Here is a 17,661-nt window from a genome sequence, read left to right as displayed (position 1 = left end):
TACAGAAGTATTAATCTCAAGCGAGAATTCGTCAAGCTTTGCCGCCTGACTCATTATGCGCGACAGCGAATTCTTCGGGCCAGATATATAAAAGGAGTATCCATAACAGCCACAATAACTTTAAAAAGATACGTGGTAAAAAAGATTTCAACCCAAATATCAAAAGGAAAAACTCCCCATAGCGCAACGAAACAAAAAACAGCGGAATCAAGGAGCTGACTAAGCAGTGTGCTGGCATTATTTCTAAGCCAGAGATGTCTGTCTCCGAACTTTTCTTTAAGCTTATGGAAAACATAAACATCATGAAGCTGTGAAAGAAGGTAAGCGCAAAGACTTCCCAGTGCGAGTCTCGGCAGAAAACCGAAAATAACTTCAAGGTGAGGCTGAACAAAATCATCGGCTGACGGCTTAAACATTAAAGCCAATTGCATATAAACAACAGCCATTACAAGAATCATAAAACCTAGAAAAACCGCTTTCTGCGCTTCTTTCTTTCCATGAAACTCACTCAGCAGATCAGTTGAAAGAAAAACACTGGCATATAAAATATTACCCAGAGTTGTGGTCATTCCAAAAAGTTCAATAGTCTTTAAGACCTGAATATTACAAAGTATCAGATTAAAAACGATCAGCCCGAACAAGCCTGTTTTGCCGAAAAATTTATAAACAACAAGCACAAGACTCAAATCCAGCAAAGCGAATCCAATCCAAAGTATCTCATTCATGAAATTGATGCTCCCTCAGCAGCGACATTGAAAACAGTCAAAGCGCTATCTGTTGAAATAATTAGTATATCCAGAAATTTATATAATTACGGATACGTTGCCAGAATTTATGCCTGTCATAAATTCCAAACAAAAGTAGTATGTCCACAACTCTATTCCGAATATGGTTAAGAACCCGATCCAAAATATAACTTGGTGGATTTGCACCCATTCAGGAGTTAGGTCAAGCAGGACACCAAATTAGCAAAAAAAAAGGACGGTGCGAACATTTCGCACCGTCCTTTCGTAAACACTGACAGTAACAAGCCTACAGAAACCCTTAAGCCGATATAACCTTCAACCTCGCCGCCGAAGCAGCGGAAACAACAACCCTGTTACGCCCCTGTTCCTTTGCGATGTATAAAGCATCATCTGCCTTACGCACTATTTCAGTTTCCTTCGCAAGACTTCCGGGACGGACAGAAGAGACTCCGACACTTACCGTGACATTAAAATTAACATCCCGATAAGACATATTCTTAGATTCTATCTTCTCCCTGATACGTTCAGCCAGCATTTTTGCCTGATCCGTTTTGGTATGAGGAAGTAGAATAACAAATTCTTCTCCGCCGTAACGGGCGATGAAATCAGTTGTTCTGAATGTCTCTTCAAAAATTCTGGCTATTGTCTCAAGCACCAGGTCGCCAGCCATATGCCCGTATGTATCGTTCACACTCTTGAAATGATCGAGATCGACCATCAATAATGATAGATCCATATTATGGCGCTGATGACGTCTGAGTTCTTCAACAAGTCTTTCATCAAAACTACGCCGATTGTAAACTCTGGTAAGTCCATCGCGGTCCGCGCGAGTCTTAATCTTGGTAAACATCAGAGCATTGCTAAGTGCAAGTGACAAATGATTCACAGCAGCGTTCAGTGTATTAACCTGGTCCTTTGCGAGTCTTACAGACTTATCACAAAGCATAACCAGACAACCGAACTTTTCCCCGCGAGAAATCAAGGGGAGCGCCAGCACTCTTCCTCCGGTCGGACCGTAACACATTGCAAGGTCTGCGACAGGAGTAGTTTCAGAAATATTATATCCACCGACTTCAATTCCGCTAAGCTGTGTAACACTTCCAATCATAAATTCGGTCCACTCGGCCTGAACGGCTGGAATAAGACCGGGATTGACAAATATTTCTGCTTCGGTCTGCTTTCCGGCAGGAACAACTTCCCAAAAAACACCTTGAACAGAAAGAACCGGAAGCAACAGCTTCAAATCCTCTGCAGCCTGTCCGAGGATGTCCGAAACTTCAAGACGCTCGGTAGCATTGGACAGAACGGTATTTAAAAACATCAACTGTTCCGTCTTACGGGAAAGAAGCTCACGTTCCATAATGATCTCTTCGGTCATTCTATAGAGATCTCCATAAAGTCCGGATACTTCCTTTGCTCTGAAAAGGGCATCCTGAACCTTGGAGCTTGTTAATGGAGAACTTACTACCGCAAGAAATCCATCTTCAAGAACACTCTCCAGATCAACCTTTTTTTGAGACTCATCCTGTATAAGAATGCGCTGAGTAGATTCCAGCTTACGATAAGTTGCCCGGCGCGCTTCAGAAAGCTCGTTCCAAACCCGGAGCGGAATCCATGTAGCGGAAGGCTTTTCAGGCTGAAGAAATTCTTTCTCACCGGGAAGAGCTCTTTCGGAAAAATTCCTCAAGAAAAATCCAGGTCCGAGGGAGTCTTCAATCTTGTCGGCTTCTATACTGTTTAGACCGAACCCCCAAAGCAGTTCAGGTCTTTCTCCTCTATTCATATCGGGTCTCCTTGTGCATTCCAAATACTGTCAGAAGGGTTTACTGCCTTCTATAATGCAAAAAAAAGACCAAATAAAAGAGTCACTCCTTTTGAAAACCAGCTCGCAAAATCAATAGCCCCATGGCAACCAAATCGTAATCTCTAAAAACCGCTATGTTACAAGCAGTTATCCACAAAAGACCTTATAATTTAAATCGTATTATAATCTTTTACCACGAGGACCACGCTAAATATGCAGCCTGAGCAAATATGATAAAGTGGCAAAGTCTGCCAGATTTTTGTCACCTGCATCTATTTCGGAAAATAAAACCCTTTGACAAAGCAGGCCCAAATATGGCTTGAAATAAGGTATGAAAACTCAAAGAATATGGGGAACTTTGGACCCCTTTTATGAAACGGGACCGGTTCTTGGGCGGAAAGTAGCAAACATCGGGTTTTTAAATGAATTAATGACTGAAGACCCTTTTGATGAATACCACTTCTTTCTAAGCAGCGGGAACGTCCGCGACAGCCTGATCGGTTTTATAAAGGAAAACTTCCCTAAATTAATTGAAAATAATAAAGTCAAAATTTTGGATCGACGAGATCTTCCTGAATATATAAGTAAGCAGGAATACTTCTGCTTCCATCAGTCAGACTGCATCTTATATCCACCGCACCTTGCACGAGTAAGAAACGCTTTTGCAAAAAACATCTTCCCTATCACCGGAACAACCCATTCTTTGAGTTACAGCAACTACGGTTCAGCTTTCCTTAATTATATATGGAAGGGTACTACCGCCCGTGATTGCATCGTTGCCACCTCCACCCCCGGAATGCAGGTTGTCGAAAAATATTTCCTGCATCTGCGCGAAGGTTTTGAACTGGATGAAAAAAAGTTTCCTTCTCCGCAAATCAGAAAAATTCCTCTTGGAATTAACCCCTCAACTTTTACTCCCCCGACTCCGCAGCAAAAACTTGAAGCTCTAAATGCGCTGGAACTGAATTCCGGGGACAACAGAGTTAATATTTTAGTATTCGGCCGCATTGCGCACTACTCCAAAATGGATATTCTACCTCTTTTACGGGCCATGCAGCGTATTTTTAAAGCCGGAATAGATAGAAAAGATGTGAGAGTTATTCTGGCCGGATGGATGGATGACGAAGACGATTTTCCGCAGACACTGAAGGAGCTCAGCCGGAATATGGGACTGGAGTTGTCAATCTTTGCCCGCCCCACCGACCTTCAAAAACTTAATCTTTATCGCGCGGCAGACATTTATGTGTCCATTTCCGACAACCCGCAGGAAACTTTCGGACTGACGATACTTGAAGCCGGAGCAATGGGGCTTCCCATCATCGCTTCAGACTATGACGGTTATAAAGATCTGGTTGTTCACGATGAGACAGGATTTTTAATTGAAACCATAGGGGCAGAGGCAACACCTGCCGTGGATCTTATGGCTCCGTTATGCTTCGATAGTCATTACCACCTGCTTATTTCACAGCAAACAGCAATAGACACACCCAAACTGGCAAAAGGACTTGAAAAGCTGATAAAAGATCCGCAATTAAGATCCGCCATGGGCACTGCCGGAGCAGCGAGAGTAAACAAAAAATTTACATGGAAAGAAGTAATTCGTCAGCACATACAGTTATGGGAAGAACTGAATACAGCCCCTGTTGAAACCAAGGGAATTTCGGAAATACTACATCCCGCTCAGGTCCGATTCGGTGAGATCTTTTCCCACTATCCGACCTCGACTATCAGCAAAAAAACAATGGTTGTAACAGGTTCTACAGGCTTGGCAATCTATCAGGGAAAAGAATTTCCGCTAATATATCAAGGAATTGAAAGATATCTTAATCAGGAAGTTGTCCGCAAAATGGCTTTCTTTGCCCGCAAACCCATTACCACATTAGAACTTATCACCAAAATTAAATCCATGGCACCGGAATTAGACAAACGGGAAGCCGAATTTCATATTCTATGGTCCCTTAAGCATGATATTCTGGAAAAGGCATGCTAGCGCGGACAATTATTCACCACACCGCTCTCAAAAAAAGCGGAGGCGCAACAAGAATTGCCCTGCTCATTCATGATGAAATGAAAGAATCAGGATATAAATCACTGCATTCCTTTGAAGCATCTGAAAATCCGCTTGATCCGCTCATTTCTCCAGAAGAAGCAGCAAAAAAAATTCCTGCCAATGCCATAGTACATCTTCACTCCTCTGCAAATCCCGCAAAATTTCTTTCCGCACTCCCAGAGGGATTACCTCTTATCGTGACCCTTCATGATTCCCAAATGATAACAGGAGGATGCTCACACCCTCTTGACTGCGCGCACTTTAAAAAGGGTTGCCGGCCCCCTTGTCCGAGAGGTTTTCAAGACTCTGAAACTGTTCGCAAAACCAGCATCGAAACCCTGCTGAAACGGAAAGCCGTTTTAATTTCTCCATCTAAATGGCTGGCTAATCAGGCCCGAATAGCAGACTCACGACTTGCAGTAAAAATTATCCCAAATGGTATTCCCTGGCCTGATTCCATCGGAGATAAAAAACTCGCAAGAAAAAAATTCGGCTTACACCCTGCGGCAAAAGTCGTGCTGTTCATTGCTCACGGAGGAGTTAACGCTGCTTATAAGTCGGGTTCGGAATGGAAAGCTTACTGGAACGGAATCAAAAAGAGGGTTCCTGATGCTATCGGATTTGCCATAGGCGGAAATAAAACTTCAAGGGAAGGCGATTTCATAAACATTCCCTATGTGGACAGAGAGACACTCGGTCAATTTATGACGGCGGCAAATGTTCTTGCATACCCGACTCTCGCAGACAATCATCCTTTGGTGATCCTTGAAGCCATGTCCAAAGGGCTCGCTCCCGTCAGCTATGCGGTCGGCGGGGTTGTCGAACAGATCATCAGCGAAAAGAACGGGATATTGGTAACCCCTTCTAATAAAGACGATTTCATCAAACAAATTTCCACTTTACTGCTCAACCAAAGACTCTCCCGTGAACTTGGACTTGTCGGATTTCAAACCGGCTCAAAACGATATAACCAAATAAGAATGCTTAAAGATTATAAAAAAGTATATTACCGACTAGACCACAATTAGTTTATTGTGTTATTTTTTTACTCATATTTAATATTTGATGCTTAATTAGATTGACTACACTATGGTTTCTATTTGAGTTAAAAGGACGAGTCTTGTTATAATCTTGAAAAATATCTTTCATAAACAGTATTTTCGAGCTAATCTTAAACTGAGCGAAACAAATAAATTTATTTGAATGCTGACTTCACATGAATTTCGGGGGAGGATGAAAAATGTCCCAAACAAATATTCTTCTTGAATCAGGCACTAACGAGCTTGAAATCGTAGAATTTTTCATTGATGAGACTGACAGTGTACATGGTGGCACAACCAGACGTAACTTTTACGGCATAAATGTCGCTAAAGTTGTAGAAATTATCCGTCTGCCGGAACTCACGGATATGCCTGATGCTACAAATGCAGCTGTTCTGGGGGCATTTGATCTCAGATCTGAAATTATCCCTCTGATCGATCTTAGCAGCCGAGTAGGTAAAAACAGAGTTGAAAGCGAAGCTCCTAAAGTTATCGTTACCGAATTCAATAAAATTTCTACAGCCTTTCTAGTTTCCGGTGTAACAAGAATTCACCGCATCAGTTGGGAACAGGTGGAAGCTCCAAGCAAACAGGTATCATCCCTCACAGCAAACTCAATCACCGGGGTAGTTAAGCTGGAAGGGCGTATTGTATTCCTGCTTGATCTGGAAAAAATCGTTGCTGACCTGAACCCCGGCATGGATCTCGCAGAAGTACCTGATGCCGAACTGGTCAAAAAAATCGAGACCCAGCAACTCAAGGCTATCATCGCTGACGACTCAACCATGATTCGCCGCATGATCGGGCAAATGCTCGAAGATGCAGGTTTCAAGGTAACAAGAACTCACAACGGTAAAACGGCATGGGATAAAATCAACGAGTGGAGAAATCAGGCCAAAGACGAAGGAAAAACCATTGATGATTTCATCGACATAGTTGTCACGGATATTGAAATGCCTGTCATGGACGGACATAACCTTACAAAGAGAATAAAGGATGACCCGGAACTCAGACATCTTCCGGTATTGCTTTGTTCTTCCATCATCACCGACACACTCTACCATAAAGGACAGTCTGTCGGAGCCGACGACCAGATTTCAAAAGCCGAGATCAATCAGTTAGCTGAACGAGTTTTCAAACTGATTGAAAAGTCTCAAGCTGCACGAAATTAATTATCAGGAAAAGTTTTCAAATTAAAAATTAACCCCCTTTGACGCATGCGCCAAAGGGGGTTTTCTATTTAAATAAGGACTTTAACGATTACTTAATCCAAATTACGGACAACTGCCGCCCTGTGTTCCTGTCGCGTCTGTATGAAAAAAAAGTGTCGCTCATACAATACGTGCACATATCAATACCGAAAATATTTTGTGGATCAATTCCTGCGCCAGCCAACTGATCATGGGTTAACTTCCATAAATCAACCGTGTTATTTTCTTTGTTGAAATATTTTTCATATCCCGGTTCAAAATCAGAATTAAAATTCACGAACTCCGACAAAGCAGGACTAAGACTTGGCCCTCTGACGGCCATAAGCTCAGAAGGACTGCATCCGTAGTGCTCACATATCTGCGTAACACTTTTACCCGGGTAGTTTATTGAATTACCTCGCCAGCCGTTATGCAATGCCGCCACAAAATCACCTTTATTGTGAGCAATCAAAATAGGCTGACAGTCAGCCGTTTTAATAACAAGAGCATGTCCACGCTCAGAAGAGGTAAAACCGTCTCCTTCCAGAGAGGACTGCTGCTCAGGTGTTTGAGATTCAGACTCAAAATGCAAAACATCACCATGAACCTGTATGCACTCGTGCCAATGCGTAACTCCCAAAGAGGCCGCCAGAGAAGTCCTGTTAGCTCTTACGTCGTAAGGGTTGTCGCCTACATCAAAGGACAAGTTACCTTGATTAAACGGAGGTTTACAGGCTCCGCCGGTTCTCGTTGTAAATACACACGAAATATTCTCCAGCCCCGGAAAAGTAAAAGGTATACAATCTATTCTGGCCATATAATATCCTTATCTGTACAGATGGACTGCACTGGTTTATCCCACGCTTCGACCGTAATTTCATCAATAATCTGAAAAGAATAACAGACTCCCACAGCTAAAAGAATGGACTTCTGCGGGCGGGCAAGAAATCTGTCATAATACCCGCCTCCGAATCCTATTCTGTAACCTCTGCGATCAAATCCAACACCAGGAATTATCATAATATCAGGCGATACAACATCAGGAAATTCACATTTACTTCGACATGGTTCCTTTATACCGAACGAACCGTGTAAAAGATCCTCTTCCGCCCTAACAACACCGAAATCCATAATGCCCGGTTCATCTTTGCGGCAACAAGGCAGGAAAATTTTTTTACCTGATTCCAATGCGTCATGAAACAGCGGGGTTACGTCCACCTCATTTTTGATAGGCCAGTACAGCAGGACTTCCCTGGCCTTCTTCCACTCTGCAAGAGACTGCACAGAAAAGACTATCTCACGGCTCATGGATTCAACTTCTGATTTAGACAACCGTTCTCGCTGAACTTGCAAACTGCGTCTTATTTCATTCTTATCCAAATTTATCACCCGATTTTATATATACAATTATTCAGTTGCATAATTTAAATTCCATAATCTATTTTGAAAAATATACGCTTGAACATACTCTGAATCTACACAAAAATTTGCATACTATAAAAACAACTTAGACCTTCTCAGATAAAATTGGCAACCTGATTGTCAGGATTTGGCATCATTGGTTTTTGAATCCATTAATGCTATTAAATTGAACCTTGCAATCACTATGGCGCAACGCTACTGAAAATTAACATCATTTTCAACGACGACCATATATCAAAACAGCAGGAGACGATATGCCTGAAAATATAATGAACTGGATTGCTTTAGGTGACATTCACCAAAGTCTTAACTTTGTATCATTAATTCCTGAAATTCATGATGCAACTGGAATCATTGTCACTGGAGATATTACGAACCACTCTCCCTTAGGTGCAATGGAAAAATTCTGGGAAACCATTTCCGATAAAAATCCTAATATACTCGCTCAAGCGGGAAATATGGATCGGAATAATGTTACAGAATTCCTCAAAAATAAAAATGCCAATCTTCATCTGGAATTCCGCGAACTGGCTGAGGGAATCAAAATCATGGGAGTGGGGTTTTCTATTCCGACTCCATTCGGCACTCCCGGCGAAGTAAGCGAAAAACAGCTCGGACAATGGCTTGAAGAAACATACAAAAAAATCGGTGACTACAATCAACTTATTCTCGCCGTGCATGACTCGCCCTACAATACCAAGCTGGACATGCTTTCAAACGGGCAGCATGTAGGCAGCCACTCTGTTCGAGCCTTCATTGAAAAAGTTCAACCTGATATTGTCGTAAGTGGGCATATTCACGAATCAAAAGGTGAAGATGTCATAGGAAAATCACGTATTTTTAATCCGGGCATGGCTTCCGGCGGCGGGTATGTGCTGATCACATTAAAAGACGGCAAGCTTGAAGCAACCTTGAAAGGGAAATAGTATTATATGAGTAAATTAAGATTCATCTGGGTAGGCAAACTTAAGGAACCTTTTTTTAATGAGGCTTGCGCTCATTATGCAAAAAAATTGGGAAGATTTCATAAACTTGATGAAACTATTCTTAAAGATGCTCCGGGAAAACTTCCACCGGAAGACAAAGTGCTGCGCGAAGGTAAAGCCATCATAACGAAAATTCGCCCTTCGGACATGGTCATCTGCCTTGATGAAACCGGCATAGAAATAACCTCAGTTGATCTTTCAAAGCGTCTGCTAAAATGGACGGAAGACCCGAACCTTACGCCCTGCTTTGTAATCGGCGGACCTTTCGGGCTATCTGATGAAGTAAAAAACGTGGCTAGAATCAAACTTTCATTGAGCAAGATGACTCTGCCGCATGAGCTGGCCCGCACCATGCTGCTTGAACAGCTTTATCGCGCGTCTTCTATATTAAAAGGCTCGCCTTACCATCACGTGTAAATTTATTTACAAAGTTACTGCTAGGGTAGGCCTCCGGAGGCTAAAGGGTTACCCCCTTTAGAATCCCTTATTATTGAGATAGGCGTCGAGACGTAAATTGATAAATTTAAAGCCCCTTGAAGGTACAAAGGAAAAAACATGCTTAAACCGGAATATCTTGAAAAACTTGAACTTTACATGACCTCGGGTGACATGCAGTTTGAATTCGATAACGGAACCGAAGAAAAAAGATTTGAAATCCTTGAGTTTCTGGAAAAGTTAATGGATGTAGCTGAAATAGCTGATGAACATGCCACTAAACTTATATTCAAAGGCGGAATGCCCGGTTAGCTTAACGGCAACAGTGACCAAAAATAATGAGTCTTTTTTTGAGCTTTATATTCCATAGTTGATTCCAGCTCATAGCCACATTCTGCAATCTCAGCAGAAGCCGGAGCGCTGTCATTTGATAAGATTACGAGCCTTCCGGTTTCGGCGAGCATAGGTTTTACAAACGGCATAAGCTCCTTCCACGGCATGAAGGCTTTACTTAGGATAAGATCTGCGGGGAGTGCCTCCTGTGGAATGGCTTCCGCCCTTCCCTGAAAGACCTCTGTACGCGGTAATTTCATCATTTGCATAGCAGTACGCATAAAGATTGAACGTTTTTGACGGGATTCCACCAAATGATACGTTCCTTTTTGCCAAACGACTCTGAGAGGCAGCCCCGGAAGTCCTGCTCCAGCCCCGAGATCCAGTGTTACCGGATTTTTGGGAAGATCAAGATCATTAAGAAAATCTGCCAGATGCAGACTATCAATTATAAGCGAATGAAAAATATCATCCCAGCTCTTAGGGCCGACCAGATTCATGGCTTTATTCCATTTCACCAGCATGTTTACATAATAAGCCAAAACACGAGCCTGATCAGTTGCGGCGATAAATCCGGAATCAAGCCGCGTATCATCCTCAAGCCTTCTCTTGGCCTTGATTGAAGCACCTAGTATATCTGCTGCACTGACATTTGATTCCGCCATTTAATCCTCCTTTCTGCTGACCGCAGATTGCACACAAAGGTCATCCTTGGCAACCTCGCAATTTCCGTAAAAACGTCTGTAAACACAGAGAATTGAGATAATAACACCCAGCACGCATAAGCCTGAAAGTGTTATCAGTGAATAGTGCATAACTTTCATATATGAAACAGCAGATTCAGGAGATACGAGAGTATCTCCCATATATATTGAAATAAAAATTGCTATAATCACCATACTTGCAACCATACCGAGGGTTCTCAACCCGCCAGTTATAGCTGACGCGAAACCAAATCTCGAAGGCGGCACGCTCCCCATCATTATGATCATATTGGGGGAAGAAAACAGTGCAAATCCAACGCCTAGCACGACAAACATTGTGTACAAATATGCAAGCGAAGTTTCAGGTCCGACAGCCGCACCCATGATAGATCCAATTGTACACACAATCATTCCTGCCATTGCAATTATACGCGGATAAAAATTATCGGACAATCTCCCGACAAGAGGCGATAAAACAGCTTGAACGATAGGCTGCACAACCAGAACAACTCCGGCTTGATGCGGTGTCATTGCCTTAACACTCTGTAAATATAAGCTGAAAAGGAAAACAATCCCGAATGTCCCGGCATAGCTTATAAACTGCACAAGAGCTGCATCCGAAAAATCTCTTCGTTCCTTAAAGAGCACCAAATCTACAAGTGGAAACTCTGTTCGATCCTGCATGAAAATAAAAACTGTGAATCCAACCACTCCGGACAACAGCATGACTACTCCCGGCCACCCGGCATTCAAACTGGTTCCACCGAAAACCAATGCCGCCACTGAAAAGATTACTACCGCGCTTCCGGCATAATCAAATTTTTCATCGGATGAACGAAATTTTCCATTCAAACTCCGATGGGCAACAATATAACTTATGCCTAAGGGAATTGTTCCCATATAAAAAATCCAACGCCAGCCCAGATGAGTTGCAATTAATCCACCTAAATAAGGCCCTACGGATAGGCCTACATAAACAGCGGCAACCGCAAGCCCCATCGCTCGACCACGTTCTTTCAGAGGAACACAGTCAGTTAACAGAGCCATATTTGTAGCAATTGCCAATGCACCTGAAATACCCTGACCCAACCTGAGCAGAATTACAGTATTGATGTCCTGCGAAAAACCTAACAAAAGCGTAAATATCGCATATAAAAGCACGCCCAGCCTGAAAACAGGCTGCCTTCCGTGCATATCTGAAAATCTTCCGAAAGGAAGAAGCAACGCGGCAACTCCACCGATATATATTGATTCAATCAGACTTAGATCAAGTCCGCTTGCCCCGAATTCACGACCGATTGCAGGTAATGCAATTCCAACTGCGGAAAACATAAACGGCATCGTAAATTGAGTAACAGAAACGGCTAAGATTACGCCCTTTTTTTTTGCATCATCCATACTAAAACCTCTCAATTAAATTCAAATATATTTAAAGGATATCCCAAACTGAAGACATTCCTAAAGATTCCCGCCCGGTATCGATCATTCTTTTAAGCATTTTCATTAAAACTTCTTTTTCAGATTCATCCAGATCAGACATCATCAACTCATTTGCGGCCTGCAATGCTTGGTGAAGATCTTCTTTTATTCCTTCCGCTTTTTCGGTCGGGTAAACTAATTTTTCCCGCCTGTTCTCAGGATTTTCTTCTCTGACTAAAAAACCAAGTTTTACGAGTTTAGCCAATGCACGTGCGGTCGCAGCTTTATCCACGCTCAGTACATGCGAAAGTTCATCTTGATTCCGCCCGGGATTCCTCAGAGCCTGCATAATAAAACCTATCTGACCGTAAGTAATACCGATTGCGCTCAATTTATCAGCCAGAATAGCCTTGTGAAGACGCACCATCTGTGCGTTCATATATCCAAACGATGCATATTTTTTCATATTTCCCCTTCACATTATGACCGTTGACAGGTCAACTGTTGACTAAGCAACTAACATGGTAAATTTGCAGATGTCAACAATAGATGCCTAAACAATCATTGCTTTCTGTTGCTTATAGAAGCCAAAATTTGTAAGAACAAAAAACCGTAATAGCTCTTTTAAATAATTTTCAGACCAATACTAAGCCTATTTTCCGGAGAAAACATATTGAATTACCCTGAGCCAAAGACAAATCGCTTCAGAGCTCTCCTTTCATCAAGTATTAAGACCGCCATTGCAGCGGGCTTAATCTACTGGCTCATAAAATCCGGCAGCATCCGTCTTGAATTTCTTTTTGTATCTTTAGATAAACTCCCGGCGCTGCTTACAGGATGTGTCATTCTTCTCATTGGACTATCTATCAGCGCTTTTCGCTTTAAGGAGCTGCTCAAGGGAGCTGGAGCACCCATTAATACTCTGAAATGTTTAAAAATTACATCTATTATGTATTTCTTTTCTCAATGCGTACTTGGTCCGACAAGTGGTGACTTCGCAAGATATTATTATACAGTAAAAGAAACAGAAAAAGGGACACAAACCGGCGCCGCAATTATGGCTGACAGGATCATCGGAACCATGGGACTATTCGGTCTATCCGGCCTAGGCATGATTCTCAACTGGTCGCTAGTGGAATCTTCACCTGAACTCCGCTCAGTAGCAGTACCCATGCTCGGCCTTCTATGCGGCCTCTGGCTCTCGTTCTTTCTTGGAATTCTGTCATTAATAAAGGGTAGATACGCCGCACTTTACATAGGCATTCCTATTTTAGTTTCTATCATCGTAATATCATATACTGACAGGGCATCGTTTTTAGCTGTCGAATTAACCCCTATGCTTATTCTCGTATCGATTATTTCAATTTTTGCGGCATTAATCGCACCGGAATTTTTAGAAAACGGATGGTTTTATAGAAACCTTTTCAACAGCTCCAAGATAGGCTCTAAAATAGGTCAGCTTGTATCCGCACTGCTGATATACCGGAACTGCCCCTTAATACTTTTAAAAACTGTTTTAATAACTGCGGTGCAACACTTTCTCTTAATTTTATCGCTATATTTCTTTTCACAGGCTCAGAACTTACCTGCGATTCCCAATTTCCATGAAATATTTTTTTCGGCACCGATTGCTTTTCTTGCCGGAATAATTCCAGCTCCTGCGGCCGGACTCGGTGTCAACGAAGCAGCTTTTGAAACTCTTCTGTCACTTGTTTCCAGCGGAACCGTCTCAGCTGGAGCTTCAATTTACCTTATGATGCGAATATGGACTACCCTGTTCAGTTTATCGGGGATTCCATTTATACTTCGTGAAAATCGAAAAAGAGTTGCAAGCTGATTGTGAGTATGCTTTGGTTTATAAATTAAACAATCAATTTGGACTTTAATCTTACCAACTTTACCACCATCAAAAGACTAATATGGCTAACGTTCTAATAATCGACGATGATCCACACATAGGGGATCTGCTCCTTGCCCTTGCTAAACACCTTGGACACAGTGGAGAAAAAGCTCTTACTCTTAAAGAGGGGCTGGCCCTTGCTAATGAGGAAAGATTCGATATCGTTTTTCTCGATGTAGTTCTTCCTGACGGTAACGGACTTGATGCTCTGCCTGAATTACAAAAATTAAAAAACTCTCCTGAAGTTGTTATTATTACAGGCAAAGGTGATTCAAAAGGGGCAGAATTAGCTATCAACTCCGGTGCATGGGACTACATAAGCAAGCCTGCATCAGCCGAACAATATCTCCTTCACATGCAACGAGTACTGCAATACAGAACGGAAAAACAAGCATCTCGTCCTAAACTTGGACACCACAACATTGTTGGACGTTCCAAAGCTACTACCCGCTGTCTGGAACAGGCGGCACAAGCGGCTGAAAGCCATGTTAGTGTTTCAATTCTAGGTGAAACAGGTACTGGTAAGGAACTTTTCGCTAAAGCGATTCACGACAACAGTTCACGCAGAAACAAACCTTTCATTATAGTCGATTGTGCTTCAATTCCTGAAAACCTTGTTGAAAGTATACTTTTCGGTCACAAACGAGGAGCTTTCACCAGTGCTGAAGAATCGCATAAAGGTTTGATTGCCAAAGCTGACGGAGGGACTCTGTTCTTGGATGAAGTAGGGGAACTACCACTGTCACTTCAAAAATCTTTTTTAAGAGTTCTTCAAGAGCACACATTCCGCCCTGTAGGTGATCACAAAGAAATCAAAAGCGACTTCAGATTGGTCACAGCCACAAATCTAGATCTTGAAGCGCTTGTTCAAACCGGACGTTTTAGACAGGATCTACTGTATCGAATACAGACGTTTACTATTCAGCTTCCTCCACTGAGACAGCGTAAGGAAGACATCCCTGAACTTACGAAATACTTCTTTAACAAGCTTAGTGCAGATCTTAATACTTCACCGATATCCGTTTCAAAGGAATTTCTCGCGGCACTTGATGTATACGCATGGCCCGGAAATATCAGAGAGCTTTTCAATGTTCTTGAACAGGTTTTCACCACCAATACCGAGGCTGGAGAATTTTTGCCGATACATCTGCCTGTCCGTGTGAGAATTGCGGCTGCGCAGCATTCCGTTCTGCCCAAAACAGAAAACAAGCCTGTTCTAACTGTAATTCAAAACAAAAAATTTACACAAAAACAAATATTAAACAAAGATACAAATATTCCTGCCTACCAAGTCCCTATAAAAAATAATTTTCCTCTTCTGAAAGATTATCGGGAACAAGCACTTGAACAAGCTGAAAAACTCTATCTCGAAAGTCTTTTTCTACATTGCAAAGGTAATATTAGTCAGGCGGCGCAGGTTTCAGGTCTTTCAAATTCCCGAATCTATGCACTCCTTAAAAAGTACAAAATTAAAAAAACATTTTTCAGCAATTAATTCAAAAAGCCCGCAACACATATGTGTTGCGGGCTTTTTGAAGAAAAAAACTTCTTATAAAGCAAACTAGTTCACAGCTGATTATTAATCTGATGAGCTGATATTAAATGCAACTGAATAAAAATGATGAGTGAAGTCGACGTACTCAACAGTAATTTCTTTTGGAACTTGAATTCTTGCCTGAGCAAAATTTACAATCCCTTTTATGCCGCCATCAACAAGATAATTGGCTGCTCTTTGAGCCCTTTCAGGAGGTGTAGTAATTATTCCGATTTCAAGGCCGAACTCATCAACTCTGCCCTTTAGCTGGCGTGTACAAACAACTTCAAGTCCTGAAACGATTTCACCTATTTTATAAGGATCACAGTCGAATGCAGCCCTGATAGAAAAACCTCTTAATGCAAACTCTTTATGGCGAAGCAAAGCCCGTCCAAGGTTACCGACCCCGACAAGGGCACAGCCCCAAACTCGGTCGACACCTAAAGAATGCTTAATGGAAGAAATCAATTCATGCACATAATAGCCGACACCACGCACACCAAACTCTCCGAAATAAGCTAAATCTTTGCGAATTTGGGAAGGATTAACTGAACATGCGCGAGCTAACTTTTCTGAGGACACAACTTCAACACCGTCACGCTTCAGCCCTGAGAGAACTTGTATGTAAACTGCGAGTCGTTTGATTGTCGCTTTGGGGATATTTTGGGTTTTCACAATAAGTACCTGTTTTTCATGTCCCGCATAGTCATGAAAAATAAAATGTTGGAAATCTCAGATTGCAAAAAGCTAAAACTATGCTCGCTTTTACAAATCTGGCTCTAGATTATTAATTGACTAGTCAAACTCCACCTTCAATCGGATAAAACTATACACTAGAGCAGTAGCTTTCCGATACCCCAAAAAACATTTTTTGACATCTATTTATATTATAAGTGTCTAGAAATAGAACTTCTCTTGCAGCAAACCAGAACTATGTGAAAAAATTAACAATTATAGCCCTAATAAAGGAGGCCCGAAGGCCTCCTTCAAATATTTCCAAATCCTGAAAACTAACCGATAAGTGGGTTAGCGAAGAGAAGGATGAGGTTAACAACGAGAGCGTAAATAGCTAAGGATTCGATGAATGCAAGACCAAGAATCAAAGTAACTGTGATTTTACCACCAGCTTCTGGGTTACGTGCAGTGCCTTCACAAGCAGCTTTAAGTCCAAGACCCTGACCGATACCACAACCAGCAGCAGCAATAGCCATACCGATAGCAGTAGCGGAAGCAGTAGCGGAAGCAACTTCAGGAGCAACGCCAGCAGCAAATGCTGCGCCAGCTGCGAGTACGAGAGCCATTGTGTTCACAACGATAAGTAGAGCTTTACGCATAATAAAAACCTCCAAAAAAGTACGTTTATTTAAGTAGTCGTTAGACCATTTCCCCAATATTAGTGCTCACTAATTCTAATGAGCGTGTTCCAGAGAGCCCTTCAAATAAATCATGGTAAGCATGAAGAAGATGAATGCCTGGATTACCTTTGCAAGCATGAACAAGAAGTACATGGGCAAGGTAGAAGCTACGGGAGCAAGCATGAACAAGAGCACGAGAACAATTTCTTCACCGCGAATGTTACCGAACAGACGTAGAGTAAGTGAAAGCGGACGAGAAATGTGCGAAACGATTTCGATGATAAACATCAAAGGAGCGAGTGCTGGAACCGGCCCAAAGAAATGCTTGATGTATCCTGCACCATGTTGCTTGATACCAATGTAGTTGTAGTAAAGAAAAGTACAAACAGCCATTGCCGCATTGGTGTTGACGTTCGCTGTAGGAGCGTCACAACCGGGAACAAGGCCTAAAAGGTTCATCACAAGGATGTAAACAAACAAAGTACACATGAAAGGAAAAACTGTACGCCCACCCTCACCGATGTTCGCAACAACAAAGTCTTCAAGACCGCCGACAATTATCTCGACTAGATTTTGAAGCCCGCCCGGAACCAGACTAAGTTTTCTGGAAACGAGAAACCCGATAGTGAACAGAATGAGCATTGCTAACCATGTATACCATACATGAATGGGGATGTGAGTTCCCAAAGCATTGTTCAACTCTGTCATGAATAATAATGGATGTGGTAATCCTGCAGCCATGA

18 protein-coding genes are annotated in these 17,661 nt (G+C 42.2%); 8 read left to right on the top strand and 10 right to left on the bottom strand.

The window, feature by feature from the left end:
* Positions 1 to 53: 53 nt before the first annotated feature.
* Together BLT41_RS03190 and BLT41_RS03185 are read right to left on the bottom strand one after the other, a co-directional pair.
* Positions 54 to 725, bottom strand: coding sequence for a queuosine precursor transporter (locus tag BLT41_RS03190; protein ID WP_092158161.1), 672 nt, complete (start codon positions 723 to 725; stop codon positions 54 to 56).
* Positions 726 to 1,044: 319 nt separating this feature from the next.
* Complete coding sequence (locus BLT41_RS03185; protein WP_092158159.1) at positions 1,045 to 2,529, bottom strand: GGDEF domain-containing protein; 1,485 nt, start codon at positions 2,527 to 2,529, stop codon at positions 1,045 to 1,047.
* A gap of 352 nt (positions 2,530 to 2,881) precedes the next feature.
* On the opposite strand from BLT41_RS03185, the gene BLT41_RS03180 reads away from it, so the two are divergent.
* From BLT41_RS03180 to BLT41_RS03170, 3 genes are all read left to right on the top strand, one after another.
* Positions 2,882 to 4,540, top strand: coding sequence for a glycosyltransferase family 4 protein (locus BLT41_RS03180; RefSeq protein WP_092158157.1), 1,659 nt, complete (start codon positions 2,882 to 2,884; stop codon positions 4,538 to 4,540).
* Positions 4,534 to 5,628: a glycosyltransferase gene (locus tag BLT41_RS03175; RefSeq protein ID WP_092158155.1), complete on the top strand. Its 1,095-nt coding sequence runs from the start codon at positions 4,534 to 4,536 to the stop codon at positions 5,626 to 5,628. Before BLT41_RS03180 ends, BLT41_RS03175 begins: the two co-directional genes overlap by 7 nt.
* Positions 5,629 to 5,840: 212 nt before the next feature.
* Positions 5,841 to 6,812, top strand: a complete 972-nt coding sequence (locus BLT41_RS03170; protein WP_092158153.1) for a chemotaxis protein — start codon at positions 5,841 to 5,843, stop codon at positions 6,810 to 6,812.
* An 88-nt stretch (positions 6,813 to 6,900) separates the two neighbouring features.
* Here the strand turns inward: BLT41_RS03170 and BLT41_RS03165 are convergent, their stop codons facing one another.
* Together BLT41_RS03165 and BLT41_RS03160 are read right to left on the bottom strand one after the other, a co-directional pair.
* Positions 6,901 to 7,647 (bottom strand): purine nucleoside phosphorylase YfiH/LACC1 family protein, encoded by a 747-nt coding sequence (locus BLT41_RS03165; protein ID WP_092158151.1) that lies wholly within the window; start codon positions 7,645 to 7,647, stop codon positions 6,901 to 6,903.
* Positions 7,635 to 8,219 carry a 5-formyltetrahydrofolate cyclo-ligase gene (locus BLT41_RS03160; RefSeq protein ID WP_244512183.1) on the bottom strand — a complete coding sequence of 195 codons (585 nt, stop codon included), beginning with the start codon at positions 8,217 to 8,219 and terminating at the stop codon, positions 7,635 to 7,637. The genes BLT41_RS03165 and BLT41_RS03160 overlap by 13 nt, the downstream gene beginning before the upstream one ends.
* Positions 8,220 to 8,506: 287 nt before the next feature.
* On the opposite strand from BLT41_RS03160, the gene BLT41_RS03155 reads away from it, so the two are divergent.
* The 3 genes from BLT41_RS03155 to BLT41_RS03145 all read left to right on the top strand — a co-directional run bounded on the left by BLT41_RS03155 (position 8,507) and on the right by BLT41_RS03145 (position 9,985).
* The gene (locus BLT41_RS03155) at positions 8,507 to 9,178 is read left to right on the top strand and encodes a metallophosphoesterase family protein (protein WP_092158147.1); all 672 of its coding nucleotides are present in this window, start codon (positions 8,507 to 8,509) and stop codon (positions 9,176 to 9,178) included.
* A gap of 6 nt (positions 9,179 to 9,184) precedes the next feature.
* A complete protein-coding gene (locus tag BLT41_RS03150) occupies positions 9,185 to 9,655 on the top strand; it encodes a 23S rRNA (pseudouridine(1915)-N(3))-methyltransferase RlmH (protein ID WP_092158145.1) in 471 nt (156 codons plus the stop codon).
* Between the two features lie 138 nt (positions 9,656 to 9,793).
* Positions 9,794 to 9,985 carry a hypothetical protein gene (locus tag BLT41_RS03145; protein WP_092158143.1) on the top strand — a complete coding sequence of 64 codons (192 nt, stop codon included), beginning with the start codon at positions 9,794 to 9,796 and terminating at the stop codon, positions 9,983 to 9,985.
* Here the strand turns inward: BLT41_RS03145 and rsmG are convergent.
* The 3 genes from rsmG to BLT41_RS03130 are packed head-to-tail and all read right to left on the bottom strand — an operon-like array spanning position 9,982 to position 12,595.
* Positions 9,982 to 10,671, bottom strand: coding sequence for a 16S rRNA (guanine(527)-N(7))-methyltransferase RsmG (gene rsmG, locus BLT41_RS03140; RefSeq protein WP_092158141.1), 690 nt, complete (start codon positions 10,669 to 10,671; stop codon positions 9,982 to 9,984). The genes BLT41_RS03145 and rsmG overlap by 4 nt on opposite strands.
* On the bottom strand, positions 10,672 to 12,108 hold the full coding sequence (locus BLT41_RS03135) for an MFS transporter (protein WP_092158139.1): 1,437 nt from the start codon (positions 12,106 to 12,108) through the stop codon (positions 10,672 to 10,674).
* A gap of 31 nt (positions 12,109 to 12,139) precedes the next feature.
* Positions 12,140 to 12,595 carry a MarR family winged helix-turn-helix transcriptional regulator gene (locus BLT41_RS03130; RefSeq protein ID WP_092158137.1) on the bottom strand — a complete coding sequence of 152 codons (456 nt, stop codon included), beginning with the start codon at positions 12,593 to 12,595 and terminating at the stop codon, positions 12,140 to 12,142.
* A gap of 207 nt (positions 12,596 to 12,802) precedes the next feature.
* On the opposite strand from BLT41_RS03130, the gene BLT41_RS03125 reads away from it, so the two are divergent.
* Together BLT41_RS03125 and BLT41_RS03120 are read left to right on the top strand one after the other, a co-directional pair.
* Positions 12,803 to 13,966: a lysylphosphatidylglycerol synthase transmembrane domain-containing protein gene (locus BLT41_RS03125; protein WP_092158135.1), complete on the top strand. Its 1,164-nt coding sequence runs from the start codon at positions 12,803 to 12,805 to the stop codon at positions 13,964 to 13,966.
* Positions 13,967 to 14,048: 82 nt separating this feature from the next.
* Positions 14,049 to 15,524 carry a sigma-54-dependent transcriptional regulator gene (locus tag BLT41_RS03120; RefSeq protein WP_092158133.1) on the top strand — a complete coding sequence of 492 codons (1,476 nt, stop codon included), beginning with the start codon at positions 14,049 to 14,051 and terminating at the stop codon, positions 15,522 to 15,524.
* 84 nt (positions 15,525 to 15,608) lie between these two features.
* On the opposite strand, the gene BLT41_RS03115 is transcribed toward BLT41_RS03120, so the two are convergent.
* The 3 genes from BLT41_RS03115 to atpB form a co-directional block, all read right to left on the bottom strand.
* Positions 15,609 to 16,238: a redox-sensing transcriptional repressor Rex gene (locus BLT41_RS03115; RefSeq protein WP_092158131.1), complete on the bottom strand. Its 630-nt coding sequence runs from the start codon at positions 16,236 to 16,238 to the stop codon at positions 15,609 to 15,611.
* 335 nt (positions 16,239 to 16,573) lie between these two features.
* The gene (gene atpE / locus BLT41_RS03110) at positions 16,574 to 16,897 is read right to left on the bottom strand and encodes an ATP synthase F0 subunit C (RefSeq protein WP_092158129.1); all 324 of its coding nucleotides are present in this window, start codon (positions 16,895 to 16,897) and stop codon (positions 16,574 to 16,576) included.
* Positions 16,898 to 16,972: 75 nt separating this feature from the next.
* Complete coding sequence (gene atpB / locus BLT41_RS03105) at positions 16,973 to 17,659, bottom strand: F0F1 ATP synthase subunit A (RefSeq protein WP_092158127.1); 687 nt, start codon at positions 17,657 to 17,659, stop codon at positions 16,973 to 16,975.
* Positions 17,660 to 17,661 lie beyond the last annotated feature (2 nt).

Origin of the sequence: Maridesulfovibrio ferrireducens (genome assembly GCF_900101105.1) — a bacterium.
Taxonomy (GTDB): Bacteria; Desulfobacterota; Desulfovibrionia; order Desulfovibrionales; family Desulfovibrionaceae; genus Maridesulfovibrio; species Maridesulfovibrio ferrireducens.
The sequence above is the reverse complement of the archived record's forward strand: the minus strand, read 5'-3'. Positions and strand labels throughout refer to the sequence as shown.

Bases quoted from the DNA above. Each gene is read 5' to 3' on its own strand.
- BLT41_RS03190 (WP_092158161.1), bottom strand. From the start codon at position 725: ATGAATGAGATACTTTGGATTGGATTCGCTTTGCTGGATTTGAGTCTT.
- BLT41_RS03185 (WP_092158159.1), bottom strand. From the start codon at position 2,529: ATGAATAGAGGAGAAAGACCTGAACTGCTTTGGGGGTTCGGTCTAAAC.
- BLT41_RS03180 (WP_092158157.1), top strand. From the start codon at position 2,882: ATGAAAACTCAAAGAATATGGGGAACTTTGGACCCCTTTTATGAAACG.
- BLT41_RS03175 (WP_092158155.1), top strand. From the start codon at position 4,534: ATGCTAGCGCGGACAATTATTCACCACACCGCTCTCAAAAAAAGCGGA.
- BLT41_RS03170 (WP_092158153.1), top strand. From the start codon at position 5,841: ATGTCCCAAACAAATATTCTTCTTGAATCAGGCACTAACGAGCTTGAA.
- BLT41_RS03165 (WP_092158151.1), bottom strand. From the start codon at position 7,647: ATGGCCAGAATAGATTGTATACCTTTTACTTTTCCGGGGCTGGAGAAT.
- BLT41_RS03155 (WP_092158147.1), top strand. From the start codon at position 8,507: ATGCCTGAAAATATAATGAACTGGATTGCTTTAGGTGACATTCACCAA.
- BLT41_RS03150 (WP_092158145.1), top strand. From the start codon at position 9,185: ATGAGTAAATTAAGATTCATCTGGGTAGGCAAACTTAAGGAACCTTTT.
- BLT41_RS03145 (WP_092158143.1), top strand. From the start codon at position 9,794: ATGCTTAAACCGGAATATCTTGAAAAACTTGAACTTTACATGACCTCG.
- rsmG (WP_092158141.1), bottom strand. From the start codon at position 10,671: ATGGCGGAATCAAATGTCAGTGCAGCAGATATACTAGGTGCTTCAATC.
- BLT41_RS03135 (WP_092158139.1), bottom strand. From the start codon at position 12,108: ATGGATGATGCAAAAAAAAAGGGCGTAATCTTAGCCGTTTCTGTTACT.
- BLT41_RS03130 (WP_092158137.1), bottom strand. From the start codon at position 12,595: ATGAAAAAATATGCATCGTTTGGATATATGAACGCACAGATGGTGCGT.
- BLT41_RS03120 (WP_092158133.1), top strand. From the start codon at position 14,049: ATGGCTAACGTTCTAATAATCGACGATGATCCACACATAGGGGATCTG.
- atpE (WP_092158129.1), bottom strand. From the start codon at position 16,897: ATGCGTAAAGCTCTACTTATCGTTGTGAACACAATGGCTCTCGTACTC.
- atpB (WP_092158127.1), bottom strand. From the start codon at position 17,659: ATGGCTGCAGGATTACCACATCCATTATTATTCATGACAGAGTTGAAC.